The organism is Burkholderia sp. HI4860 (assembly GCF_002223045.2).
Taxonomy (GTDB): domain Bacteria; phylum Pseudomonadota; class Gammaproteobacteria; order Burkholderiales; family Burkholderiaceae; genus Burkholderia.
Genome location: NZ_NKFO02000001.1, coordinates 1588165 through 1611973 on the forward strand (window position 1 = coordinate 1588165; position 23809 = coordinate 1611973).

The following is a 23809-nucleotide window of genomic DNA, read 5'->3' on the forward strand; positions in this document are numbered from 1 at the left end:
AACACGACATGAAACTGCTGAGATTTGGCGACAAACACCATGAAAAGCCGGGCCTGCTCGATGCGCAGGGCCACATTCGCGACCTGTCCGGCGTGATCGACGACATCGCCGGCGACGCGCTGTCACCCGCGTCGCTCGCGCGGCTGCGCGACATTCCGCCGTCGTCGCTGCCGCTCGTCGAAGGCACGCCGCGGCTCGGCGCGTGCGTGGGCCGCGTCGGCAAGTTCATCTGCATCGGGCTCAACTATTCCGACCACGCGGCCGAATCGGGGATGGAGGTGCCGAAGGAGCCCGTCGTGTTCGGCAAGTGGACGAGCGCGATCTCCGGCCCGAACGACGACGTCGAGATTCCGCGCGGCTCGGAGAAAACCGACTGGGAAGTCGAGCTCGGCGTGGTGATCGGCCAGGGCGGCCGCTACATCGCGGAAGCCGACGCGCTGTCGCACGTCGCAGGCTACTGCGTCGTGAACGACGTGTCGGAGCGCGAATTCCAGCTCGAACGCGGCGGCACCTGGGACAAGGGCAAGGGCAACGACACGTTCGGGCCGCTCGGGCCGTGGCTCGTGACGGCCGACGAAGTGCCCGATCCGCACGCGCTGCGGCTGTGGCTCGACGTCGACGGCCATCGCTACCAGAACGGCACGACCGCGACGATGGTGTTCCGCGTGCCGCACCTGATCAGCTACCTGAGCCGCTTCATGAGCCTGCAGCCGGGCGACGTGATCTCGACCGGCACGCCCCCGGGCGTCGGCCTCGGGCAGAAGCCGCCCGTCTATCTGCGCGCCGGACAGGTGATCACGCTCGGCATCGACGGGCTCGGCGAGCAACGCCAGCGCACCGTGCAGGCCTGATTTCCTTTAACGGACGGTTCGTCATGCCTATCATTCGATCGATGCGCGTCCTCGACGTGCGCTTCCCGACCTCGCGCCAGCTCGACGGCTCCGATGCGATGAACCCGAACCCCGATTATTCGGCGGCCTACGTCGTGCTCGAAACCGACCATGACGGGCTCGAAGGTCACGGGCTCACGTTCACCATTGGGCGCGGCAACGAGATCTGCTGCGCGGCGATCGACGCGATGCGCCACCTCGTCGTCGGCCTCGACCTCGACTGGATCCGCGAGGACATGGGCCGCTTCTGGCGGCACGTGACGTCGGACAGCCAGCTGCGCTGGATCGGCCCCGACAAGGGCGCGATCCACCTGGCGACGGGCGCGGTCGTCAACGCGGTGTGGGATCTGTGGGCGAAAGCCGAACGCAAGCCGCTGTGGCGGCTCGTGGCCGACATGCGCCCCGAGGAGCTGGTGCGCGCGATCGACTTCCGCTACCTGACCGACTGCCTGACGCCGGACGAAGCGCTCGACCTGCTGCGCCGGCAGGCGCCGGGCAAGGCCGACCGGATCGCGCTGCTCGAGCGCGACGGCTACCCGTGCTACACGACGTCGGCCGGTTGGCTCGGCTACAGCGACGACAAGCTGCGGCGGCTGTGCCGCGAAGCCGTCGACGCCGGGTTCGAGTACGTGAAGCTGAAGGTCGGCGCGAACCTGGAGGACGACATCCGCCGCGTGACGATCGCGCGCGAGGTGATCGGCCCGGACCGCAAGCTGATGATCGACGCGAACCAGGTGTGGGAAGTGGACGAGGCGATCGACTGGGTGCGCGAGCTGGCGTTCGCGCGGCCGTGGTTCATCGAGGAGCCGACCAGCCCCGACGACGTCGAAGGGCATCGCAAGATCCGCGAGGCGATCGCGCCCGCGCAGGTCGCGACCGGCGAGATGTGCCAGAACCGCGTGCTGTTCAAGCAGTTCATCGCGCGCGGCGCGATCGACGTCGTGCAGATCGACGCGTGCCGGCTCGGCGGCGTGAACGAGATTCTCGCGGTGATGCTGATGGCCGCGAAGTACGGGCTGCCCGTGTGCCCGCATGCGGGCGGCGTCGGGTTGTGCGAGTACGTGCAGCATCTGTCGATGATCGATTACGTCTGCATTGCCGGCACGAAGGAAGGGCGCGTGACCGAGTACGTCGATCACCTGCACGAGCATTTCGTCGAACCGTGCGTGGTGCGCGGCGCGGCGTACATGCCGCCGACGGCGCCCGGTTTCTCGATCGAGATGAAGCCCGAATCGCTGGAGCAATACCGGTTCCGCGGCTGACACGCGTCGAGCGTGCCGACAACATGAACGACGGAGACGCGAAGTGGATTTGAATCTGCAACACAAGGTCGTGATCGTGACCGGCGGCGCGTCGGGCATCGGCGCCGCGATTTCGATGCGGCTGGCCGAAGAAGGCGCGATTCCGGTGGTGTTCGCGCGCCACGCACCCGACGATGCATTCTGCCGCGCCGTCGTGCAGAAGCAGCCGCAGGCCGCATGCGTCACGGTCGAATTGCAGGACGATGCGCGGTGCCGCGATGCCGTTGCGGAAACGGTCACGCGCTTCGGCCGACTCGACGGCCTGGTCAACAACGCGGGCGTCAACGACAACATCGGGCTCGATGCCGGGCGCGACGCATTCGTCGCGTCGCTCGAACGCAACCTGATCCACTACTACGTGATGGCGCACTACTGCGTGCCGCACCTGAAGGCGTCGCGCGGCGCGATCGTCAACGTTTCGTCGAAGACGGCCGTCACCGGGCAGGGCAACACGAGCGGCTATTGCGCATCGAAGGGCGCGCAGCTCGCGTTGACGCGCGAATGGGCCGTCGCGTTGCGCGACGACGGCGTGCGCGTGAACGCGGTGATTCCGGCCGAAGTGATGACGCCGCTGTACCGGAGATGGCTCGACAGTTTCGACGACCCCGACGCGAAGCTGGCCGGCATCGCGAGCAAGGTGCCGCTCGGCCAACGCTTCACGACGGCCGACGAAATCGCCGATACGGCCGTGTTCCTGCTGTCGGAACGCGCATCGCACACGACGGGCCAGTGGCTGTTCGTCGACGGCGGCTATACGCATCTCGACCGTGCGATCAGCTGAGGGCGGCGATCCATGCAACCCGACCTGACTCCGAACGCCGCACCGCCGCTGATCGCATTGACCGGCATCGGCAAGCGCTTCCCCGGCGTGCAGGCGCTCGACGACTGCCATTTCGACCTGCGTGCCGGCGAAGTGCATGCGCTGATGGGCGAGAACGGCGCCGGCAAGTCGACGCTGATGAAGATCCTGGCGGGCGTCTACCCGCGCGACGAAGGCGAGATCCGGATGGACGGCCGCGCGGTGGAAATCGCCGATCCGCGCGCCGCGCAGGCGCTCGGGATCGGCATCATCCATCAGGAACTGAACCTGATGAACCACCTGAGCGTCGCGCAGAACATCTTCATCGGCCGCGAGCCGCGCGGCCGCTTCGGCGTGTTCGTCGACGAGGACAAGTTGAACCGCGACGCGGCCGCGATTTTCGCGCGGATGCGGCTCGATCTCGACCCGCGTACGCCGGTCGGCCGGCTCACGGTGGCCAGGCAGCAGATGGTCGAGATCGCGAAGGCGCTGTCGTTCGACTCGCGCGTGTTGATCATGGACGAGCCGACCGCCGCGCTCAACAACGCGGAGATCGCCGAGCTGTTCCGCATCATCGGCGACCTGCGCGCGCACGGTGTCGGCATCGTCTACATCTCGCACAAGATGGACGAGCTGCGCCAGATCGCCGATCGCGTGACCGTGATGCGCGACGGCAAGTACGTGGCGACCGTGCCGATGGCGGACACGTCGATGGACGCGATCATCGCGATGATGGTCGGCCGCCAGCTCGCGACCGAATTCCGCACGCCGCCCGATACATCGGCAAACGACGTCGCGCTCGAAGTGCGCGGGCTGTCGCGCGGCCGTGCGATCCGCGATGTCGGCTTCACGCTGCGGCGCGGCGAGATCCTCGGCTTCGCCGGGTTGATGGGCGCCGGCCGCACCGAGGTCGCGCGCGCGGTGTTCGGCGCGGACCCGGTCGATGCGGGCGAGATCCGCGTGCACGGCAGGACCGTGACGATTCGCACGCCGGCCGACGCGGTGAAGCACGGCATCGGCTACCTGTCCGAGGATCGCAAGCACTTCGGGCTCGCGGTCGGGATGGACGTGCAGAACAACATCGCGCTGTCGAGCATGCGCCGCTTCGTGCGCCGCGGCGTGTTTCTCGATGCGCGTGCGCTGCGCGACACCGCGCAGTCGTACGTGCGGCAGCTCGCGATCCGAACGCCGTCGGTCGCGCAGCCGGCGCGGCTGCTGTCGGGCGGCAACCAGCAGAAGATCGTGATCGCGAAGTGGCTGCTGCGCGACTGCGACATCCTGTTCTTCGACGAACCGACGCGCGGCATCGACGTCGGCGCGAAAAGCGAGATCTACAAGCTGCTCGACGCGCTCGCCGCCGACGGCAAGGCGATCGTGATGATCTCGTCGGAATTGCCCGAAGTGCTGCGCATGAGCCACCGGATTCTCGTGATGTGCGAAGGGCGCGTGACCGGCGAATTGCGCGCGGCCGACGCCACGCAGGAAAAGATCATGCAGCTCGCGACGCAGCGCGAGTCGACCGTGTTGTCCTGAACCAGACGCCGAGACGCTTACCCGATCATGTCCAACGATACGCATCCCGTTCCACCCCTCGCGTCCGGCGACACGCCGGCCGGCGCATCGAGCCTGAAGTCGCGCTTCTTCAACCCGGCCGTGCGGCAGAAGCTGCTCGCGTTCGCGAGCCTCGTGCTGCTGATCGTGTTCTTCAGCGTCGCGTCGCCGAACTTCCTCGAAGTCGACAACCTCGTCGCGATCCTGCAGGCCACCGCGGTGAACGGCGTGCTGGCCGTCGCCTGTACCTACGTGATCATCACGTCGGGCATCGACCTGTCGGTCGGCACGCTGATGACGTTCTGCGCGGTGATGGCCGGCGTCGTGCTGACGAAATGGGGGATGCCGCTGCCGCTCGGGATCCTGGCCGCGCTGTTTTTCGGCGCGCTGTCGGGCAGCGTGTCGGGCTTCGTGATCGCGAAGATGAAGGTGCCGCCGTTCATCGCGACGCTCGGCATGATGATGCTGCTCAAGGGGCTGTCGCTCGTGATCTCGGGCACGCGGCCGATCTACTTCAACGACACGCCGGGCTTCACGTCGATCGCGCAGGATTCGCTGATCGGCAACCTGATTCCGGCACTGCCGATTCCGAACGCGGTGCTGATCCTGTTCCTCGTCGCGATCGGCGCGTCGATCGTGCTGAACCGCACGATTTTCGGCCGCTACACGTTCGCGCTCGGCAGCAACGAGGAAGCGCTGCGGCTGTCGGGCGTGAACGTCGACGCGTGGAAGATCGCGGTCTACACGTTCAGCGGCGCGGTATGCGGGATCGCAGGGCTGCTGATCGCGTCGCGGCTGAATTCCGCGCAGCCCGCGCTCGGGCAGGGCTACGAGCTCGACGCGATCGCGGCCGTCGTGATCGGCGGCACGTCGCTGTCGGGCGGCGCGGGCAGCATCGTCGGCACCATCATCGGCGCGTTCATCATGAGCGTGCTGACGAACGGCCTGCGCATCATGTCGGTCGCGCAGGAATGGCAGACGGTCGTGACGGGCGTGATCATCATCCTCGCCGTCTACGTCGATATCCTGCGCCGGCGCCGCCGCTGATGGCCGCGTTCACGCAGGCAGGTGCTTCATCGCCGGTTCCGGCCGGCGTCCCAGTCGTTCCAGTCGGTTGAGTCGATACGAAAAAAGGAGACGCGAAGTGATCAGGAGCAAGGTGTTGAACGCGATCGTCGGGCTGACGTTCGCCGTCGGCGTCACGGCCGGCGCGCAGGCGCAGGAAACCTACATCCCGCTGATCTCGAAAGGCTTCCAGCATCAGTTCTGGCAGGCCGTGAAAGCGGGCGCGACGCAGGCCGCGAAGGACTACAAGGTGAAGGTGACGTTCGAAGGGCCGGAGACCGAGGCGATGGTCGACAAGCAGATCGACATGCTGTCGGCCGCGATCGCGAAGAAGCCGGCCGCGCTCGGCTTCGCGGCGCTCGACAGCAAGGCCGCGCTGCCGCTCTTGAAGAAGGCGCAGGCCGAGAAGATCCCGGTGATCGCGTTCGACTCGGGCGTGGACAGCGACATCCCGGTGACGACGGCCGCGACCAACAACAAGGCCGCCGCGTCGCTCGCCGCCGACAAGCTCGCCGCGCTGATCGGCGACGAGGGCGAGGTGGCCGTGGTCGCGCACGACCAGACGAGCCGCACCGGCATCGACCGCCGCGACGGCTTCCTCGAACGGATGAAGTCGGCGCACCCGAAGGTGCAGGTCGTCACCGTGCAGTACGGCGAAGGCGACCAGCTGAAGTCGACCGAGGTGACGAAGTCGATCCTGCAGGCGTATCCGAAGCTCAAGGGGCTGTTCGGCACCAACGAAGGCTCGGCGATCGGCGTGGTCAACGGCGTGCGCGAGATGAAGCGCAAGGTCGTGATCGTCGGGTACGATTCCGGCAAGCAACAGAAGGACGCGATCCGCAGCGGGCTGATGGCCGGCGCGATCACGCAGAACCCGATCGGGATCGGCTACAAGACGGTCGAGGCGGCCGTGAAGGCGATCAAGGGCGAGAAACTGCCGAAGGTCATCGATACCGGTTTCTACTGGTATGACAAGACCAATATCGACGATCCGAAGATCGCGGCGGTGTTGTACGACTGAACGTTGCGTCGCGCGGCGGCGGCGCGCGCCGCCGCCGCGGCGACCGGATACGAGGGCATCATGGGCGCAGTGCGTATCGATTCGCATCAGCACTTCTGGCGCTACCGCGCCGCCGATTACCCGTGGATCGGCCCCGGCATGGGCGTGCTCGCGCGCGACTACCTGCCCGATGCGCTGTGGCCGCTGATGCATGCGCAGGCGCTCGGTGCGTCGATCGCGGTGCAGGCGCGCGCCGGGCGCGACGAGACGGCGTTCCTGCTCGATCTCGCACGCGACGATGCGCGCATCGCGGCGGTGGTCGGCTGGGAGGATCTCGCTGCGCCGCAGCTCGCGGATCGCATTGCCGAATGGCGCAGCCCGAAGCTGCGCGGCTTTCGCCACCAGGTGCAGGACGAAGCCGATGCCGCCGCGTTCGTCGCGGAGCCGGGTTTCAACCGCGGCATCGCGTGGCTGCAGGCGAACGGCTACGTGTACGACGTGCTCGTGTTCGAGCGCCAGTTGCGCGACGTGTGGGCGTTTTGTGCGCGGCACGACGCGCACTGGCTCGTGCTCGATCACGTCGGCAAGCCCGCACTCGCCGACTTCGAGCGCGACGACACGGCGCTCGCGCGCTGGCGCGCCGCGTTGCGCGAGTTGGGCGCGCTGCCGCATGTCGTGTGCAAGCTGTCGGGGCTCGTGACCGAGGCCGACTGGAAGCGCGGGCTGCGTGGGAAGGATGTCCGGCGCATCGAGCAGTGTCTCGATACGGCGCTCGACGCGTTCGGCCCGCAGCGGCTGATGTTCGGGTCGGACTGGCCCGTATGCCTGCTGGCGGCGTCGTATGACGAAGTGGCGTCGATCATCGAGCGCTGGGCCGAATCGCGGTTGTCGGCGGCCGAGCGCACCGCGCTGTGGGGCGGCACCGCCGCGCGTTGCTACGCGGTGCCGACGTGAGCGCACGTGCGTGCGCGTGGGGGCGTGGCTTCGTCGGACGAATGACGACGGGCGCCACGATGTTCAGATGGTTGCGGTCGCATCGATTCTTCACCCGGTGCCCGGGGCCGAACCTTTAGAATATGCGCAAACGGTTGCGTGCGATGCGCGCGCGGCCGTCCGGAACGAAACCGATCACAGTCCCGACGTATGTCCATCCAGCCGATTCAGAACCGCCGCCTCTACCAGCAGATCGCCGACAAGCTCAGTGCGATGATCGAGTCCGGCGACTTTCCGCCGGGCAGCTACCTGCCGCCCGAGCGCGAACTGGCCGAACGGTTCGGCGTGTCGCGCACCTCGGTGCGCGAGGCGCTGATCGCGCTCGAAGTGAGCGGACTCGTGAGCGTGCGCGTCGGCGACGGCGTGAAGGTGCGCCATCCCGAAACGGCCGCCGCGCCTGAGCCCGCGCCTGTCCCTGCGGAGAAGGCCGCGCCGTTTACGATCGTCGAGATCGATCCCGAACTCGGCATCGCACTCGACCTCGATACCGAAATCCCGCCGTTCGCGTTGCTGCAGGCGCGCCGGCTGATCGAGCCGGAAGCGGCGTCGCTGGCCGCGAAGCACGGCTCGGACGAACAGATCGAAGGGATTCACGAGGCGTTCCTGCGCAACCAGGCAGACAACCTCAGCGGCTCGCTCACGCATCCGGGCGACCGGCTGTTTCACATCCGCATCGCGGAGGCGAGCGACAACGCCGCGTATGCGCTGATGATCAAGCAACTGCTCGCGCACAAGTACGACCTGATGTTCCAGCGGCTGCAGTCGCTGTACATGCCGAACGACATGCCGCACCGCTCGGAACTCGAACACCGCGCGATCCTCGATGCGATCCGCGCACGCGACCCGGACGCCGCGCGCCGCGCGATGGCCGAGCATCTCGACGAAGTGATCCGCATCTTCGGCCGCGCGCTCGATTGAGCGCGCGTCGACGCGTGACCGGTTGCCCGTTCAGAAGCGATCCGCGCGATACGGCGCCGGATCGGTGAACGGCGCTTCGCCCGTCATCATCTCGGCCAGCAGGCGGCCGGTGACGGGGCCGAGCGTCAGCCCATGATGGTTGTGCCCGAACGCGAACCACAGCCCGCGATGCGCGGGCGCGGGGCCGATCACCGGGCGCATGTCGGGCGTGCACGGCCGGAAGCCGAGCCAGGGCTGCGGGTCGAGCCGCTCACCGAAGCCGAACACGGGCCGCGCGACGCGTTCCGCGCGTTCGAGCTGCACGCCGGTGGGCGGAACGCCGCGCCGCGCGATCTCGACGCCGGTCGTCAGCCGCAGCCCGCGCTTCATCGGCGCGATCACGTAACCGTATTCGCGATCGACGATCGGCGCTGACGGCACGCCGCGCGCGGACGGCGCATAGTGCATGTGATAGCCGCGCTTCTCGCGCAACGGGATCGTGTAGCCGAACTTGCCGAACACCGTGTCGGACCACGGGCCGAGCGCGACGACCACGGCCGGCGCGGCGGCCATGCCGTCCTGCGTCCTGACCTGCCAGCCCGGCGACAGCGCGTCGAGGCTCGCGGCATCGCCCGTCAGCAGCGTGCCGCCGCCTTGCACGAAGAGACGTGCGTACGCTTTGACGAGCGCGGACGGATCGACGACGCTTTTCGGATCGAGCCAGTGCAGCGCGCCGCAGAAGCCGGGCGCGAGGCTGGGTTCGTGCGCGCTCAGTGCGGCCGCGTCGAGCGGCGTGATGCCGAGCCCGTGGCGGCGCGCGGTGAGTCCGGCTTCGGCCACGCCGCGTTCGAATGCGGCCGGCGTGCGGAACGCTTCCAGCCAGCCGTTCGCGCGGATGAGTTCGCCGGCGCCGGCCCGCGCGATCAGCGCGTCGTGCTCGACGATGCAGCGCTCGATCAGCGGCAGCATGTCGCGCGACGCCGCCGCGTGACGCAGCGGCGCCGATTCCCACCAGAAACGTGCCAGCCATGGCGCGAATGCGGGCAGCGACGCGCTGTGCCAGTAGAGATCGGTCGAGCGGTTCAGCGCATAGCGCATCAGCGTGAACGGGCTGCGCGGGAACGGATACGGTTCGACCGACGAGCGCTCGATCAGCCCCGCGTTGCCGAAGCTCGTGCCTTCGCCGGGCGCGCCGCGATCGACGAGGGCGACCTTGCGCCCGCGATCCTGCAGGTGGAGTGCTGCGGAGACGCCGACGATGCCTGCGCCGAGAACGATAACGTCGAAATCCATCGATGGTGAGTGACGGTGAGCGGCGCGCGCCCGCGATGACGGATGCGCCCGGGTTGGAGAGCAGTTCGAACTGCCAGCATACTCGCGGCGGCGCGGCGCACCAAGAGGGCGCGCGCGGCCTGCGCATGGCAGGTGGCCCGATCACGACGATTCGCGATTGATGCGACGACGCGGGCAGTAGAATGCGCGGATTCCGGCCTTCGAGGGTGACACGCGATGATCGAGTTGAGCGCAGGGGCGCCAAGCGTATGTGCGCCCGCAGTCCGCCGCGTCCGCCGTCAACGCATCTCGAACAGCTTTCCCCATCGCGCCAGCACGCGCGTATCGACCCCCGCCATCCTCAGCGTTTTCCACACCACGGTCGCCACCGTGTCATAAGCGGCGATCCCGGTCGCCTGCTCGAACGGCCCGGCCAGATGGGCGGCATGCAGGTTCGTGCAGAACGTCGCCACCGCATCCGGGCGCGCCCGCGCAGCCTGGCGCATCAGCGCCGCAATCTGCGTATCGGGCACTTCCGCGAAGCTGAAGTTGTCGCGCAACCCGAGATGCTGTTCGCTCACGCATTCGATGCCGAGTTGCGCATACTGGCGCACGATCCGCTGCTGCACGTCGTCGAGATACGGCGTGACGAGGCCGAGCCGCCGCACGCCGGTGCGTTCGAGCAGTTCGTTCAACGCGAGTACGGACGACGTCGCCGGAATGCCGGTGGCCTGCTCGATGACGCGGCACAGCGCCGCGTCGTGTTCGAAGCCGAGCCACCCGGCCGACGTGCCACTCCAGCCGATCACGTCGACCCGCGCGTCGGTGAGCTGCCGCGCCGCGACGAGCATGCGCGCCGCGTCGAACTGGTCGAGCGCGGCGTCGGTGAGCGCAATCTCGGTCACGGTGAAGCGCGCGAAATGCACGCTGACGTCTGGCAGCCCGGCGACGATCGCGGTCGTCAACGGCTCGAGCGCGGTGTTCGACGACGGCGTCAGGATGCCGATGCGGATGCGCGGATTCATCTCGGGGCGTCCGCTCAATCGAGCAACTGCCGCACGGCGTCGATCGCCTCGCGGCGCAGCGCGGCCAGGTCGAGGCCGGGAATCTCGCCGTTGTCCACCACGACGCGGCCGTTCACGATGTTGTACTTCACCGGCGCGGGCTCGCCGGCCGTCACCGGCGCAATGGCGTAGTCGTGGAAGCCGTTGAAGCGCGGCCCGCTCACGTCGTACAGCACGAGATCGGCGGCCTGGCCCGCCTCCAGCGTGCCGACCGCGTTCAGCCCGAGCACGCGCGCGCCGCCTTGCGTGCCCCAGTGCAACACTTCCTCGGCGGTGGTGGCCGCCGCACCGTGCGCCGCACGATGCACGAGCCAGGCGAAATTCGCTTCGTGCGTCATGCTGCCGGATTCGTTCGACGCGACACCATCGACGCCGAGCGACACCGGCACGCCGGCCGCCGCCATGCGCGGCGCGGGCGCGATGCCGCTGCCGAGCCGCGCGTTGCTGACGGGGCAGTGCGAGCAACCGGTGCCCGTTTCGGCGAGCAGCGCGATTTCGTTCTCCTCGAGATGGACGAGGTGCGCGAACCACACGTCGGGGCCGAGCCATTCGTGTTCGGCGACGAATTCGACCGGGAGCTTGCCGTAGCGCTCGCGACAGAAGTCGACGTAACGCGTCGTCTCCGACAGGTGCGAATGCAGCCGCAGGCCCATTCCGCGCGCGGCGCGCGCGACTTCGGGCAGCAGGTCGGGCGGCAGCGAGAAGGTCGGTGTCGTCGGGGCGACGACCACGCGCCGCATCGATGCGGTGCCCGCGTCGTGATAACGCGCCTTCAGCCGCTCGATATCGGCAAGCATCCGGTCGAGCGTCTCGGGCTGCAACGCCGTGCCGGCGAAGCCCGGATGATCGCCGGCCGCCTGCAATGCGCCGCCGCGGCACAGCACGAAGCGCATCCCGAAGGCGGCCGCTTCGTCGAACAGCAGGTCGCCGGTCTCGGTCGTGCCGCCCGCGTGATACAGGTAGTGGTGATCGGCGCAGGTCGTCACGCCGGACAGCAGCAGCTCCGCGAAGCCGAGCCGTGCGGCGATGCGCGCGAGCGCCGGCGTGAAGCGCGCGACACGCGGATACGGCACGGCCGCAAGCCATTCCTGCAGGCCGGCGTTGATCCCGGCCGGCACGGCCTTCAGCAGGTTCTGGAACAGGTGGTGATGCGTGTTGACCCAGCCGGGGTAGACGACGCAGTCGGTCGCGTCGATCACGCGTTCGCCGGGCAACGGTGCGAGATCGGGCGCAATCGTGTCGATCCGGCCGTCGCGGATGCGCAGGTCGGCCTGGCCGAGCCGCGCGGCGTCGCCGGTGCGGCCGCTCATGACCGCGATCGGGTTGCGGATCAGCAGCGAAGAAGAAGGAACGCTCATGGTCGGGTCTCCTCGGATACGGATAGTCGGGTTGTGATTCGTCAGGCGCCGCGCGGGCTCGATGCCGCACGCGGCATGCAGCCCGTCAGTCGCACTCGCGCGCCATCGGGCTGCCGTGCGCGGCGTCGGCGTGGACGTGCGATTCGACGGGGGCGGCCGCCGGCACACCGTTGAGCAGCGCGTTGAGCAGCACCGACACGAGGCATGCGAGCACGACGCCGCTGTGCAGGAACGGCTGCGTCCAGTCGGGCATGTGCGCGAACACCTTCGGCGCCATCACCGGAATCAGCGCGGTCGCGATCGTGAAGCCGACGATCAGCACGTTGTAGCGGTTGCCTTCGAAGTCGACCTTCGCGAGCGTCTGCACGCCGGCGGCGACCACCACGCCGAACATCGCGATACCGGCACCGCCGAGCGCGGCCGACGGCGTCGACGCGACGATCGCGCCGATCTTCGGCACCAGCGCGACGACGCACATCAGCACGCCGCTGACCGTGACGATCCAGCGGCTGCGCACGCCGGTCAGGATCACGAGCCCGACGTTCTCCATGAACGCGATGAACGGGAACGCGGCGAACGTGCCGGCGATCGCGCTCGCGACACCGTTCGCCCGCAGCCCGCGCACGACGTCGTCCTCGCTCACCTGCTTCTCGACGATGTCGCCGATCGCGACGAATAGCCCCATCGACTCGACCATCTGCACGATCATCACGACGACCATCGTCAGCACCGGCACGATCGCGAACACCGGCGTGCCGAAGTGGAACGGGTAGGGCACGGTGAACCACGGCGCGGCCGCGACGTTCGTGAAATTGCCCATTCCGAGCGCGATCGCGAGCAGGCTGCCCGCGACGAGCCCGATCAGCACCGACAGGTTGCGCAGGAACGCGTTCGCGAAGCGGTTGACCGCGAGGATCACGACCGCGACGACGAGCGCGACCGCGAGAAACGACAGTTCGCCGAACTGCAGCTTCGCCGCGTCGCCGCCGCCGGCCCACTGGTACGCGACCGGAAACAGCTGCAGCCCGATCACGGTGACGATGCAGCCGGTCACGACCGGCGGGAACAGCCGGCGCAGCCGGCCGACCAGCGGCGCGGCGAAGGTCGTGATGATGCCCGCGCCGATCACCGCGCCGCACACGCCGGCGAACCCCACGCCCGGCGTCAGGCCGATCGCGATCACGGGGCCGACGCTGCTGAACGCGACGCCCTGCAGGATCGGCAGGCGCACGCCGAGTTTCCAGACGCCGACCGTTTGCAGGATCGTCGAGATGCCGGAACAGAACAGCGCGGTGCTGATCAGCACGGTCGTATCGGCGGGCGACATCTTCAACGCCGATGCGACGATCAGCGGCACCGCGATCGCGCCGATGTAGGCGACGAGCATGTGTTGCAGGCCGAGCGTCAGCATCTGGCGGCGCGGCAGGACCCGATCGACGGGATGTGAGGCAGCGTTCATGGGCGAGTCTCCTGAGGTTCGTTTGCGGGCGGACGCGCGATGCGCCCGCCTGGCGTGCCCGTCAGGCCGCGACCGCCGCGGCGAGACAGGCATGGAAACGGTCGGTCAGCGCGGCGCGATCGAGATCGCGGCCGATGAAAACGATGCGTGACGAGCGCGGCTCGCACCCCCACGCCTGCGCGGCGCGCAGTTCGATCACGCCGTGCACGCCCTGCAGCACGTAGCGTTGCGCGCGGCCCTGCACGGCGAGGATGCCTTTCATCCGGAACAGGTTCGCGGTATCGGCGCGACGCAGCTCGCCGAGCCACGCTTCGAGCGCGTCGAGAGCGACGTCCGCATCGACTTCGATGCCGACCGACGACACGCTGGCGTCGTGTTCGTGGTGGTCGTGATCGTCGTCGTGTGCGTGGTCGTCATGCTCATGCTCGTGCGCGTGTTCGTCCGCATGCGGTGCATCGGCCTGCAGCCCGTCGCTCTCGACGAGGATCTGCGCGAATTCGTTCGCGCCGATGCCGAGGATGCGGTCGAGATCGACCTGCGCGTAGCTCGACGTGACGATCTCCGCCGTCGTGTTCAGCTCGCGCAGCCGCGCGGTCAGCGCGTCGACGTCCGGTGCGTCGACGAGGTCGACCTTGTTGATCACGATGCGGTCCGCGCAGACGATCTGGTCGACCGCCTGGTTGTCGCGGCCGTCGAGCACCAGATCGTCGAGGTGCGCGCGGATATGCTTCGCGTCGACCATCGTGACGACCGCGTCGAGCGCGACTTCCTTCGCGATCGGATCGTCGAGGAAGAAGGTCTGCGCGACCGGATACGGATCGGCGAGGCCGCTCGTCTCGACGATGATGTGATCGAGCCGGTCGGGGCGCGCGACGAGCATCCGCACGATCCGCACGAGATCCTCGCGCACCGCGCCGACGCAGCACACGCAGCCGTTCGTCATCTCGTAGATTTCCTCGGTCGATTCGAGCACGAGGCCGCCGTCGATGCCGATCTCGCCGAACTCGTTCTCGATCACCGCGATCTTGCGGCCGTGCTTCTCGCGCAGGATGTAGTTCAGCAGCGTGGTCTTGCCCGCGCCGAGAAAGCCCGTGAGCACGGTGACCGGAATCTTCTCGACGTCGCTGTGGGTGGTGTGGATGTGGGTCATGATGCGTCTCCGTTGAGTCGGTTGGGCTGCGGGTTCGGCTGTGATGCGTTGTCTTTCCAGCGATGGACGGTGCGGGAATCGAGGTCGAACAGGTCGAGCACGCGGCCGAGCGTGTGGTCGATCATCTGGTCGAGCGAAGCGGGGCGTGCGTAGAACGCCGGCACCGGCGGCGCGACGATCGCGCCCATCTCGGTGACGGTGGCCATGTTGCGCAAATGCGTGAGCGTGTACGGCGTCTCGCGTGCGAGCAGCACGAGCCGGCGGCGCTCCTTCAGCACGACGTCGGCCGCACGCGAGATCAGGCCGGACGAAAGGCCGCTCGCGATCTCGGCGAGCGTTTTCATCGAGCACGGCGCGACGATCATCCCGAGCGTGCGGAACGAGCCGCTCGAGATCGGCGCGGCGATGTCGTCGCTGCGGTACAGCACGCTCGCGAGCGCGGTGATGTCGGACAGCCGGAAGTCGGTCTCGTGCGCCATCGTCAGCGCGGCGGCGCGCGACACGACCACGTGCGTCTCGATGTCGAGCTCGCGCAGCAGCGCGAGCAGCCGCATCCCGTACACGAAGCCGGATGCACCGCTGATGCCGACCACGAGCCGCCGCGCGCTCATCGCGACGCTCCGCCGAGTTGCGCGATCACGTGCGCGGCGCGCTGCATCGCGGCGTCGCCGACGCGTGCGCGCACGCCGTCGAAGCGCGAGCCGCGCGTCGCGTCGATCCCCATTCGCGACGTCGTGCCGTCGGACGACGACGACGGATCGAGCGGGCTGCCGGGCAGGCCGTCGACGACGAACAGGTCGCGGTGCGGCTGGAAGTGCGTCGCGATCGCCCACAGCACCTGCGCGTCGTCGGTGACGTCGACGTCGCTGTCGACCGCGACGACGTTCTTCAGGTACGGATCCCAACCGAGCAGCGCGAGCATGATCTGGCGCGCCTCGCCGTCGCGCGACTGCTTCAGCGCGACGTAGCAGTGGAAGTGCGTACCGGAATTCGGATAGTGGATCGCGGTGACGGAAGGAAAGCGCGCCTTCAGCTTCTCGCTCATCTCGGCTTCACGCGGCAGCCGCGCGAGCGTCAGGTGCTCCGCGTACGGGCCGCCGACCACGTCGACGAGCCATGCATCCTTGCGCCGCATCATCGCGTCGAGGCGCAGCACGTTGTTGGTCGAGCGGTCCGACGAGTAGCCGGTGAATTCGCCGAACGGGCCTTCTTCCGCGTGCGCGTCGGGATCGATCGTGCCTTCGAGCACGAACTCGGCGGCGGCCGGCACGCCGATGCCGTGGCGCGGCGTGCGCACGAGCTGCAGTGGTGCGCCGAACAGCCCGCCGGCGATCGCGCGCTCATCCGCGCCGAACGGCACGCGCGCGGCGGCCGCGAGCATGAACAGCGGATGCGCGCCGATCACCATCGCCACCTTGAGCGTGTCGCCGCGCGCCTTCGCGGTCTGCAGCATCCGCCACAGATGGCCGCGCGAATGCAGGCTCGTCGCCAGCGCATTGCGCGCATGCGGCATCGAGCGGTGGTAGCTGAGGTTCGCGACGCCCGTCACCGGATCTTCGGCGACGATCACCGCGTTGGTCACGTAGGGCCCGCGATCGGTTTCGAAGTGGCGGATCATCGGCAGCTGCGCGAGATCGACCGCATCGCCTTCGGTCACCTGATCGAGCACGGGGCCGTGCGGCACGATGACCGGCGCGACGGGCGCGTTCGCGCGCTGCTGCCACGCGTCGAACAGGCCGTTCGCATCGACGCCGAACAGCCGGCCGATGCGCGTGCGGGACGCAAATACGTTGGTGACGAGCGGTGTCGACAGGCCGTCGACGCGCTCGCAGACGAGCATCTCGTGCCGCCCGCGCGCGGCGAGCGACGCGACGACGGCCGTGACGTCCTGGTCGGCGGACAGCGGCTGCGCGAGCGTCAGCACGTCGTCCGGAAAGCGTTCGCGATAGGCGTTCGCGAAGTGATGAAAATCCTGCTGCTCGGCGAAAAGGCTGGACGCCATGATGCACTCCGTCGGATGCGGAAGGGGAAAGGCCGGATCGCGCGCGTGTTCGATGCGGCACGCGATCCGGCTGCCGGCGCGTTACAGGTAGGTCGACGTGAGGCGCTTCTGCGCTTCGTCGAGATCCTTCGGCGGCCTGGTCGGCTCGATGCCGACGAGGCGGGCGATGTTGTTGCCCATGTAGTCCTCGAGGCCGTCCTCGTCGAGATCCATCCCCTGCGGCGCGGGCCCGCACAGCATTTCCAGCTCGCGCAGCCACATGCCGGGCTCGTTCGGCGGCGAATCGGTGCCGAACACGATCTTGTTGCGCGGCAGCTCGCGGGCGAACTCGACGATCCGCGACTGGTAGCACCAGCCCGATTCGCAGTACACGTTCGGCGTATCCATCGCCATCCAGAACGCTTCGAACGAGTAGTTGCCACCCGTCTGGATCCCGAAGTGACCGATGATGAAGTTCACCATCGGAAACTCGCGGATGATCGGATAGAACTGCGTCGGGATCGTGTACGGCCCGTCGCCGGTGTGGATCAGCACGACGATGTTGTACTTCGCGCAGACCTTCATCGCGGGGCGCAGCCAGTCGAGCGCGCGATCGGGCCGGTAGCCGTGCATGTTCGCGTGCAGCTTCACCATCTTGAAGCCGTACTCCCTGATGTGGAATTCGAGCTCCGCCGCGCCGTTCTCCGGGCCCCAGCGCGGGTTGTACGTGAAGTTGCCGATGAAGCGGTCGGGGTATTTCTGCGTGAGTTCGGCGATATACGCCATGTAGTCGCGGATGCCTTCACGGCCGCGGCGGTTGCCGTCGCGATAGCCGGTGTTGCCCGGCGGCGGCTGGATGAAGCCCATGTCGATGCGGCGCGGCTTGCCGTTGATGATGTACGGGCCGTCCATCATCTTCAGCAGGCGTTCGCCGGTGAACGGTTCGCCGGTGTGGCGCCACGCCTCGTCGACGAGGTTGGTCGGGTGCAGGTGCGTATCGATGATCATGCAATGCTCCGGAATCGGGAGAGAGGGGTGCGAGCGTCAGGCGGCGAGCAGCGCTTTCGCTTCGTCGACGGTGCGCGGCGCGGGTGTCGGCTCGAGGCCGATCATTCGCGCGGTGTTGTTGCCGAGGTAATCCTCGAGCGTGTCCTCGTCGAGATTCATCCCTTGCGGCGGATCGAAGCACAGCACTTCGAGCAGCCGCAGCCACATGCCCGGTTCGTTCGGCGGCGTGTCGGAGCCGAACAGGATCTTGTGCTTCGGCAGCACCTTCGCGAATTCGACGATCCGCGACTGCAGGCACCAGCCCGATTCGCAATACACGTTCGGCAGGTCCATCGCGAGCTGGAACGGCTCGAAACAGTAGACGCCGCCCGTCTGCACCCCGAAGTGCGCCATGATGAAATTGACCGTCGGGAATTCCTTGATCATCGGCACCCACTCGGTCGGGATGCTGTACGGACCGTCGCCGGTGTGCAGCTTCACGAGCACGCCGAGCTCCGCGCATTTCTTCAGCGCGGGGCGCAGCCAGTCGAGTGCGCGGTCGGGCCGGTACGCATGCATGTTGGCCTGGAACTGCACCATCTTGAAGCCGAGCTTGCGCACGTAATGATCGATCGCGTTCACGCCGTTCTCCACGCCGCAGCGCGGGTTGTAGACGAAGCAGCCGATGAAGCGGTCGGGGTGCTTGCGCACCATCTCGACCGTATACGCCATGTACGCGTCGATCGATTCGGTGCCCGACTTCTCGCCGTCGGTATAGGTATAGATGGTGTTGCCTTGCGGCGGCTGGATGAACGCCTTGTCGACGCGGCGCGGCTTGCCGTTGATGAGGAACGGGCCGTTCATCGTCTCGATCAGGCGCTCGCCGGTGAACGGCGGGCCGTCGTGACGCCATGCGAGGTCGACGAGATTCGTCGGGTAACAGCTGGTGTCGATGATCATCTACTCGATCTCCTTGAGAGGAACCGGAAAGGCCGGTTGCCGTATCGCGGGCAGGCACGTCGATGAAGCGACCTGTCGGTCGGATTCATGCGGCCCTTTGCAAGACGCATTATTTTTTTGCGCCTTCCCCTCGCCGGCATCGAGTGACACACTGCGACGTGCACTGCTGCTTGGGACCGAGTGTCACCAGCCGAATGTGCTCTGTACAATATTTTTTACTGACGCTCTTGATACGTTTGCGATATGGACATGCGTGTGTTGCGTTACTTCGCGGTGCTGGCCGACGAACTGCATTTCGGGCGCGCGGCCGCGCGGCTCCATATCTCGCAGCCGCCGTTGAGCCAGCAGATCCGGCTGCTCGAGGAGCAGCTCGGCACCGCGCTGTTCGTGCGCTCGCAGCATCGCGTCGAATTGACCGAGGCAGGGAAAACACTGAAGGAACAGGTGCCGCTGATCGTCGCGCAGTTCGATCGCGCGATCGATCTCACGCGTTGCGCGGGGCGCGGTGAAGTGGGGCGGCTCGCGGTCGGCATCATCAGCTCGGCGATGGTCGTGCCGATTCCGCGTGCGTTGCGCGTGTTCGCCGAGCGCCATCCGCACGTGCACTGGTCGCTGCACGAGATGACACCGGCCGCGCAGATCGATGCGCTGAAGGAAAAGCGGCTCGACGTGTGCTTCTTCCGGCTGTTCCAGGACGACCCGTCGATCCGCAGCGAGATCGTGGTGCGTGAAACGGCCGTGGCCGTGCTGCCGTCCGGCCATCCGCTCGCGTCGCGCGACGCGATCGCGCTCGGCGAGCTGGCCGGCGAGCAGTTCGTGTCGTTCGGCCTGCGGCATTCGCAACTGGCGCGCTTCCTGCAGCAGAGCTGTGTCGACGCGCGCTTCACGCCGCGGATCGCGCACGAGGTCGTCGAGGTGCACACGCTGCTGTCGCTGGTGCGTGAAGGGCTGGGCGTCGCGCTGCTGCCCGCGTCGTCGCGGCAGATCTCGACGGGCGGCGTCGCGTTCGTGCCGCTGCTGCCGCCGGCGCTCGAGGTGTCGCTGCAGGCGCGCTACCGCGCGGACGATACGTCCGCGGTGCTCGGCGCGTTCCTCGACACCGTGCGCGAGGTCGCGGCGGAGTTCAGCGCGTAGCGGCGCGTATCAGCGCGCGAGCGATTGCGCGACGAGCGCGCCGATCGCGTCGATCAGCGGCTTCACGCGCGCATGCCGTTCGCGCGGCCAGATCGCATGCAGGTTGTAGTGCGTCGGAATCGCGATCGTGCAGAGTTCGACGAGCCGACCGTCGCGGCGCGCATCGGCGGCGAGCAGCCCGCGCACCAGCCCGGCGCCGAGCCCGGACGCGAGCGTCGCGACGAGCCCCGCCGCGTTGTCGAACACGGCGATCGTGTCCGGTTCGACGGGTTCGAGCCCCGCCGCCTCGAGCCACGGAATCCACGACCGCTTCGTATAGCCGAGCAGCGGCAGTTCCAATACCTGTTCGGGCGTGAGCGGCGCGGTCAGCCCGTAACGTTCGAGCAGCGCGGGCGCGGCCATCGCGGTCAGCCGGTCGGGGCAGACCAGCGCGCTGTCCACGCCTTCCCATTCCCCGTAGCCATAGCGCAGCGCGACATCGACATGGTCGAATGCATCGCGATCATGGCGCGGCGCCGACAGCACCGTCAGCGTCGTGCCGTCGAGCGTGCGCATCAATGCCGGCAGCCGCGCGGGCAGCCAGCCCTGCATCAACTCGGGATCGACGTCGAGCCGGAGTGACGGCCCGGTCGTGCGCCCCTTCACCGACGACAGCGCGCGATCGATCTGCTCGAGCCCGTCCGACAACTGGTTCGCGAACAGCGTGCCGGCATCGGTCAGCATCACGCGGCCGCCGGCGCGGGCGAACAGCGGCTGGCCGATGAATTCCTCGAGCGAGCGGATCTGCTGGCTGATCGCGCTGTGCGTGAGCGCCAGCTGGCGGGCCGCGCTGGAAAAGCTGCCGACCCGCGCGGCATGCAGAAACGCCTGCATCGACTGGATCGAAGGGTATCGCTTGAGCATCTGTTAGTCCGACTGACAGGGATTCGACGAAATGATCGCTGGCGTAGCCGTGCACCGCGTTTCGATAATGCTCCGGAACCGCGCGATGGCGCGGGCCGACCTATGAATGCGAATCAGGAGACCGCGCATGATCGACATCGTCGTGAACGATACACGCCATTCGCTCGAGAATGTACCGGAGGATATGCCGCTGCTGTGGGTGCTGCGCGACCGGCTCAAACTTACCGGCACGAAGTTCGGCTGCGGCAAGGGCCTGTGCGGTGCATGCACCGTGCATCTCGACGGGCAGGCCGTACGCGCGTGCCTGATTCCGGCCGTCGCCGCGCACGGGCGGCGCGTGACGACGATCGAGGGGTTGTCGCCGGACGGGCGGCATCCGCTGCAACTCGCGTGGGTGGCCGAGGACGTGCCGCAATGCGGCTATTGCCAGCCGGGGCAACTGATGCAGGCGGCCGCGCTGCTGAAGGGCGGGCAGCCGGTGGACGACGACACGATCGTGCAGGCGATGTCGGGCAACCTCTGCCGTTGCGGCACGTATGCGCGCATTCACCGCGCAATCAAGCGTGCGGCGTCCGGCGATCCGGCGCTGAAGGCCGCGGCCGAACCCGCGAAGGAGGCGTGACATGCGCGACGATCACGCACCGGATGCACCGCATGGCGACGGCACGCCGCGCCGGCGTTTTCTCAAGCAGGGTTCGGCGCTGCTGGCCGCCGGCATCGCGATCGGCTTCCGGATGCCCGACGCGGCGGCCGCAGGCGAGCACGCAAGCGGCGATCCGCATCCGTCCGCCGGCGAATTCGAACCGAACGCGTGGGTGCGCGTGCTGCCCGACGACACGATCAAGCTCGTCGTGCACAAGCACGATTCGGGCACCGGCACGCGCACCGCGCTCGCGGCGGTGGTGGCCGAGGAGCTCGACGTCGATCCGTTCCGGGTCGACGTGATCACGCCGGAAGATCCGTTCTTCGCCGACTACCTGCATCCGCTGTGGAAAGTGTTCTCGACCGGCGGCAGCACGAGTGTCGCGATGGAGTACGACCGGCTGCGTCGAGCGGGTGCGACCGCGCGTGCGATGCTCGTCGAAGCGGCGGCGCATCAATGGGGCGTGCCCGCTTCTGCGTGTACGACGGCAGACGGCGCCGTGCTGCATGCGTCGAGCGGCCGCCGGGCGACGTACGGCTCGCTCGCGCAGGCGGCCGCGCAACTGCCGGCGCCGAAACAGGTCGCGCTGAAAGAGCCCGCGCAGTTCCGCTATATCGGCAAGCTGCGCAAGAAGCGCGGCGGCGCGCAGAAGGCCGACGGCTCGTTTCCGTACGGCATCGACGTGTCGTTGCCGGGGATGCTGGTCGCGGTCGTCACGCGCGCGCCGGTGATCGACGGCCGCGTGCGCAGCGTCGATGCGAAGGCGGCGCTCGCGATTCCCGGCGTGCGCGACGTGCTGCAGATTCCGCCGCGCCCCGATGTGCTCGGCGGCAACCAGGCCGGCGTTGCGGTGCTCGCGGACGACTACTGGTCCGCGCATCGAGGCCAGGCCGCGCTGACGATCGAATGGGAGGACAGCCTGTTCGAAACCTTCGACAGCAGCACGCTCGCCGCGCGCCAAGCCGCGTGGCTCGACGATCCGGCTGCGCGCGTCGTGCCGACGATCGCCGACGGCGATCCGACGAAGGCCCAGGCGGCCGGCGCACGCACGATCGAGGCGTCGTATGCAATGCCGCACAAGGCCGCGAATCCGCTGGAGCCGATCAACCTCACCGTGTGGGCACGCAATGGCGGCATCGAATACTGGGGCGGGCTGCAGGTGCCGTCGACCGCGATGGAAGCGGCGGAGGTGATCGGCGGCATTCCTTCGCATCGGGTGACGCTACGCGAGCTGGTGTCGGGCGGCAGCTTCGGCGCGCGCGAATCGAAGTACTGGCTGTTCGAGGCGACGTGGCTCGCGGTGAAGACGGGCAAGCCCGTGAAGCTGATGAACAGCCGCGAGGACGAGATGCGTGCGCTGTTCTATCACGCGGCAAGCTACCACCGTGCGCGCGCGGTGCTCGATGCGCAGGGCAATCTCGCGTCGCTGTGGCTGCGCGCCGTGATGCCCGCATCGCCGCAGCAGTGGGAGCCTGGCTATCTCGAGCGCACCGACCGGATGGATTTCAGCACGACCGAGGCCATCACGAAATGGGAGTTCGCGTATGCGGCGCCGCATCGCGACATCGGCTGGATCCGGATGGAGACGGGCGTGCCGACCGGCTGGTTTCGCGCGGTGAGCTACATCCCGAACGTGTTCGCGGTCGAATCGGTGATGGACGAGGCCGCGCACGCGGCGCAGCGCGACCCGGTCGAGTTCCGGCTCGCGCACATGCGCGACCGGCCGCGCCATGCGGCCGTGCTGCGTGAAGCGGCGCAACGCGCGGGGTGGGGCCAGCCGCTGCCGGACGGCGTCGCACTCGGCATTGCGACGAACCAGGCGTACGACAGCTATGTCGCGGTGGTCGCGCGGGTCGTGCGCAAGGACGGCGCGGTGCGCGTGGAGAAGTTGACGTGCGTTGCCGATTGCGGGATCGCGGTGTCGCCGGCCGGCGTCGACGAGCAACTGTACGGCGGCCTGATGTGGGGGCTCGGCCATGCGACGTCCGATCGCATCGACTTCCGGCACGGCCGCGTGCAGCAGTCGAACTTCGATACGTATCGCGTGATGCGGATGAGCGACATGCCCGATACCGACATTCACATCGTGCAGGGCGATCCGGCGAAGCCGGGCGGGGTCGGCGAGCTGTCGAGCCCGGCGGTGACGCCGGCGATCGCGAACGCGGTGTTCCGGCTGACGGGGAAGCGGTTGCGGGAGACGCCTTTCGATTTGTCGGCGGTGGCGTAGCGTGACCGAACGTATGAAGTTTGCCCTGCATCGACCGCCATTCCGCTGATCAATTCGCCGACGTCGCAACCCGATCGACGTCGGCGCATGCGTTCGCCCGCATCGTCGCGCGCAAGCGCCGATTCCGCATACGTTCCCCCGCTTCTCGCGGGTGTTTCCCACTGGTTGGTGGTGC

At 68.0% G+C, this 23809-nt stretch carries 21 protein-coding genes; 11 read left to right on the forward strand and 10 right to left on the reverse strand.

What is annotated here, in order from left to right; all coding sequences use genetic code 11:
- Positions 1-8 precede the first annotated feature (8 nt).
- The 8 genes from CFB34_RS07085 to CFB34_RS07120 all read left to right on the forward strand — a co-directional run bounded on the left by CFB34_RS07085 (position 9) and on the right by CFB34_RS07120 (position 8517).
- Positions 9-851, forward strand: a complete 843-nt coding sequence (locus tag CFB34_RS07085; protein WP_089441821.1) for an ureidoglycolate lyase — start codon at positions 9-11, stop codon at positions 849-851.
- 23 nt (positions 852-874) lie between these two features.
- Positions 875-2152, forward strand: coding sequence for an L-fuconate dehydratase (locus tag CFB34_RS07090; RefSeq protein WP_089441822.1), 1278 nt, complete (start codon positions 875-877; stop codon positions 2150-2152).
- A 43-nt stretch (positions 2153-2195) separates the two neighbouring features.
- A complete protein-coding gene (locus CFB34_RS07095) occupies positions 2196-2972 on the forward strand; it encodes an SDR family oxidoreductase (protein ID WP_089441823.1) in 777 nt (258 codons plus the stop codon).
- Positions 2973-2984: 12 nt separating this feature from the next.
- The gene (locus tag CFB34_RS07100; RefSeq protein WP_089441824.1) at positions 2985-4523 is read left to right on the forward strand and encodes a sugar ABC transporter ATP-binding protein; all 1539 of its coding nucleotides are present in this window, start codon (positions 2985-2987) and stop codon (positions 4521-4523) included.
- A 27-nt stretch (positions 4524-4550) separates the two neighbouring features.
- The gene (locus CFB34_RS07105) at positions 4551-5588 is read left to right on the forward strand and encodes an ABC transporter permease (RefSeq protein ID WP_089441825.1); all 1038 of its coding nucleotides are present in this window, start codon (positions 4551-4553) and stop codon (positions 5586-5588) included.
- 97 nt (positions 5589-5685) lie between these two features.
- Positions 5686-6627 carry an ABC transporter substrate-binding protein gene (locus CFB34_RS07110; protein ID WP_089441826.1) on the forward strand — a complete coding sequence of 314 codons (942 nt, stop codon included), beginning with the start codon at positions 5686-5688 and terminating at the stop codon, positions 6625-6627.
- Positions 6628-6687: 60 nt separating this feature from the next.
- Positions 6688-7560: an amidohydrolase family protein gene (locus tag CFB34_RS07115; RefSeq protein WP_089442217.1), complete on the forward strand. Its 873-nt coding sequence runs from the start codon at positions 6688-6690 to the stop codon at positions 7558-7560.
- Positions 7561-7749: 189 nt separating this feature from the next.
- Complete coding sequence (locus CFB34_RS07120; RefSeq protein ID WP_089441827.1) at positions 7750-8517, forward strand: FadR/GntR family transcriptional regulator; 768 nt, start codon at positions 7750-7752, stop codon at positions 8515-8517.
- A 30-nt stretch (positions 8518-8547) separates the two neighbouring features.
- Here CFB34_RS07120 and CFB34_RS07125 read toward each other — a convergent pair whose 3' ends face one another.
- The 9 genes from CFB34_RS07125 to CFB34_RS07165 form a co-directional block, all read right to left on the reverse strand.
- Complete coding sequence (locus CFB34_RS07125; protein WP_089441828.1) at positions 8548-9789, reverse strand: FAD-binding oxidoreductase; 1242 nt, start codon at positions 9787-9789, stop codon at positions 8548-8550.
- 278 nt (positions 9790-10067) lie between these two features.
- Positions 10068-10793 (reverse strand): aspartate/glutamate racemase family protein, encoded by a 726-nt coding sequence (locus CFB34_RS07130; protein WP_089441829.1) that lies wholly within the window; start codon positions 10791-10793, stop codon positions 10068-10070.
- Positions 10794-10807: 14 nt separating this feature from the next.
- Entirely contained in the window at positions 10808-12190 is a 1383-nt protein-coding gene (locus CFB34_RS07135) for an amidohydrolase family protein (protein WP_089441830.1), read from the reverse strand.
- A gap of 85 nt (positions 12191-12275) precedes the next feature.
- Positions 12276-13649: a nucleobase:cation symporter-2 family protein gene (locus tag CFB34_RS07140; RefSeq protein ID WP_089441831.1), complete on the reverse strand. Its 1374-nt coding sequence runs from the start codon at positions 13647-13649 to the stop codon at positions 12276-12278.
- 61 nt (positions 13650-13710) lie between these two features.
- Complete coding sequence (locus CFB34_RS07145; RefSeq protein ID WP_089441832.1) at positions 13711-14799, reverse strand: GTP-binding protein; 1089 nt, start codon at positions 14797-14799, stop codon at positions 13711-13713.
- Positions 14796-15410, reverse strand: coding sequence for a UbiX family flavin prenyltransferase (locus CFB34_RS07150; RefSeq protein ID WP_089441833.1), 615 nt, complete (start codon positions 15408-15410; stop codon positions 14796-14798). The genes CFB34_RS07145 and CFB34_RS07150 overlap by 4 nt, the downstream gene beginning before the upstream one ends.
- Positions 15407-16801: a UbiD family decarboxylase gene (locus CFB34_RS07155; RefSeq protein WP_089441834.1), complete on the reverse strand. Its 1395-nt coding sequence runs from the start codon at positions 16799-16801 to the stop codon at positions 15407-15409. The genes CFB34_RS07150 and CFB34_RS07155 overlap by 4 nt, the downstream gene beginning before the upstream one ends.
- 81 nt (positions 16802-16882) lie before the next feature.
- A complete protein-coding gene (locus CFB34_RS07160) occupies positions 16883-17788 on the reverse strand; it encodes an amidohydrolase family protein (RefSeq protein WP_089426889.1) in 906 nt (301 codons plus the stop codon).
- 36 nt (positions 17789-17824) lie between these two features.
- On the reverse strand, positions 17825-18727 hold the full coding sequence (locus CFB34_RS07165) for an amidohydrolase family protein (RefSeq protein WP_011354246.1): 903 nt from the start codon (positions 18725-18727) through the stop codon (positions 17825-17827).
- Between the two features lie 243 nt (positions 18728-18970).
- Between CFB34_RS07165 and CFB34_RS07170 the strand changes: the two genes are divergently transcribed.
- Positions 18971-19861, forward strand: coding sequence for a LysR substrate-binding domain-containing protein (locus tag CFB34_RS07170; protein WP_089441835.1), 891 nt, complete (start codon positions 18971-18973; stop codon positions 19859-19861).
- 9 nt (positions 19862-19870) lie between these two features.
- Here the strand turns inward: CFB34_RS07170 and CFB34_RS07175 are convergent, their stop codons facing one another.
- The gene (locus CFB34_RS07175) at positions 19871-20764 is read right to left on the reverse strand and encodes a LysR substrate-binding domain-containing protein (RefSeq protein ID WP_089441836.1); all 894 of its coding nucleotides are present in this window, start codon (positions 20762-20764) and stop codon (positions 19871-19873) included.
- Between the two features lie 127 nt (positions 20765-20891).
- Here CFB34_RS07175 and CFB34_RS07180 point away from each other — a divergent pair, with 127 nt between their 5' ends.
- Together CFB34_RS07180 and CFB34_RS07185 are read left to right on the forward strand one after the other, a co-directional pair.
- The gene (locus CFB34_RS07180; protein ID WP_089441837.1) at positions 20892-21386 is read left to right on the forward strand and encodes a (2Fe-2S)-binding protein; all 495 of its coding nucleotides are present in this window, start codon (positions 20892-20894) and stop codon (positions 21384-21386) included.
- Position 21387: 1 nt separating this feature from the next.
- A complete protein-coding gene (locus CFB34_RS07185) occupies positions 21388-23634 on the forward strand; it encodes a molybdopterin cofactor-binding domain-containing protein (RefSeq protein ID WP_089441838.1) in 2247 nt (748 codons plus the stop codon).
- The last annotated feature ends 175 nt before the right edge of the window (positions 23635-23809 follow it).

Bases quoted from the DNA above. Each gene is read 5' to 3' on its own strand.
- CFB34_RS07175 (WP_089441836.1), bottom strand. From the start codon at position 20,764: ATGCTCAAGCGATACCCTTCGATCCAGTCGATGCAGGCGTTTCTGCAT.
- CFB34_RS07105 (WP_089441825.1), top strand. From the start codon at position 4,551: ATGTCCAACGATACGCATCCCGTTCCACCCCTCGCGTCCGGCGACACG.
- CFB34_RS07115 (WP_089442217.1), top strand. From the start codon at position 6,688: ATGGGCGCAGTGCGTATCGATTCGCATCAGCACTTCTGGCGCTACCGC.
- CFB34_RS07120 (WP_089441827.1), top strand. From the start codon at position 7,750: ATGTCCATCCAGCCGATTCAGAACCGCCGCCTCTACCAGCAGATCGCC.
- CFB34_RS07090 (WP_089441822.1), top strand. From the start codon at position 875: ATGCCTATCATTCGATCGATGCGCGTCCTCGACGTGCGCTTCCCGACC.
- CFB34_RS07185 (WP_089441838.1), top strand. From the start codon at position 21,388: ATGCGCGACGATCACGCACCGGATGCACCGCATGGCGACGGCACGCCG.
- CFB34_RS07170 (WP_089441835.1), top strand. From the start codon at position 18,971: ATGGACATGCGTGTGTTGCGTTACTTCGCGGTGCTGGCCGACGAACTG.
- CFB34_RS07130 (WP_089441829.1), bottom strand. From the start codon at position 10,793: ATGAATCCGCGCATCCGCATCGGCATCCTGACGCCGTCGTCGAACACC.
- CFB34_RS07140 (WP_089441831.1), bottom strand. From the start codon at position 13,649: ATGAACGCTGCCTCACATCCCGTCGATCGGGTCCTGCCGCGCCGCCAG.
- CFB34_RS07180 (WP_089441837.1), top strand. From the start codon at position 20,892: ATGATCGACATCGTCGTGAACGATACACGCCATTCGCTCGAGAATGTA.
- CFB34_RS07145 (WP_089441832.1), bottom strand. From the start codon at position 14,799: ATGACCCACATCCACACCACCCACAGCGACGTCGAGAAGATTCCGGTC.
- CFB34_RS07155 (WP_089441834.1), bottom strand. From the start codon at position 16,801: ATGGCGTCCAGCCTTTTCGCCGAGCAGCAGGATTTTCATCACTTCGCG.
- CFB34_RS07160 (WP_089426889.1), bottom strand. From the start codon at position 17,788: ATGATCATCGATACGCACCTGCACCCGACCAACCTCGTCGACGAGGCG.
- CFB34_RS07150 (WP_089441833.1), bottom strand. From the start codon at position 15,410: ATGAGCGCGCGGCGGCTCGTGGTCGGCATCAGCGGTGCATCCGGCTTC.
- CFB34_RS07085 (WP_089441821.1), top strand. From the start codon at position 9: ATGAAACTGCTGAGATTTGGCGACAAACACCATGAAAAGCCGGGCCTG.
- CFB34_RS07165 (WP_011354246.1), bottom strand. From the start codon at position 18,727: ATGATCATCGACACCAGCTGTTACCCGACGAATCTCGTCGACCTCGCA.
- CFB34_RS07100 (WP_089441824.1), top strand. From the start codon at position 2,985: ATGCAACCCGACCTGACTCCGAACGCCGCACCGCCGCTGATCGCATTG.
- CFB34_RS07135 (WP_089441830.1), bottom strand. From the start codon at position 12,190: ATGAGCGTTCCTTCTTCTTCGCTGCTGATCCGCAACCCGATCGCGGTC.
- CFB34_RS07125 (WP_089441828.1), bottom strand. From the start codon at position 9,789: ATGGATTTCGACGTTATCGTTCTCGGCGCAGGCATCGTCGGCGTCTCC.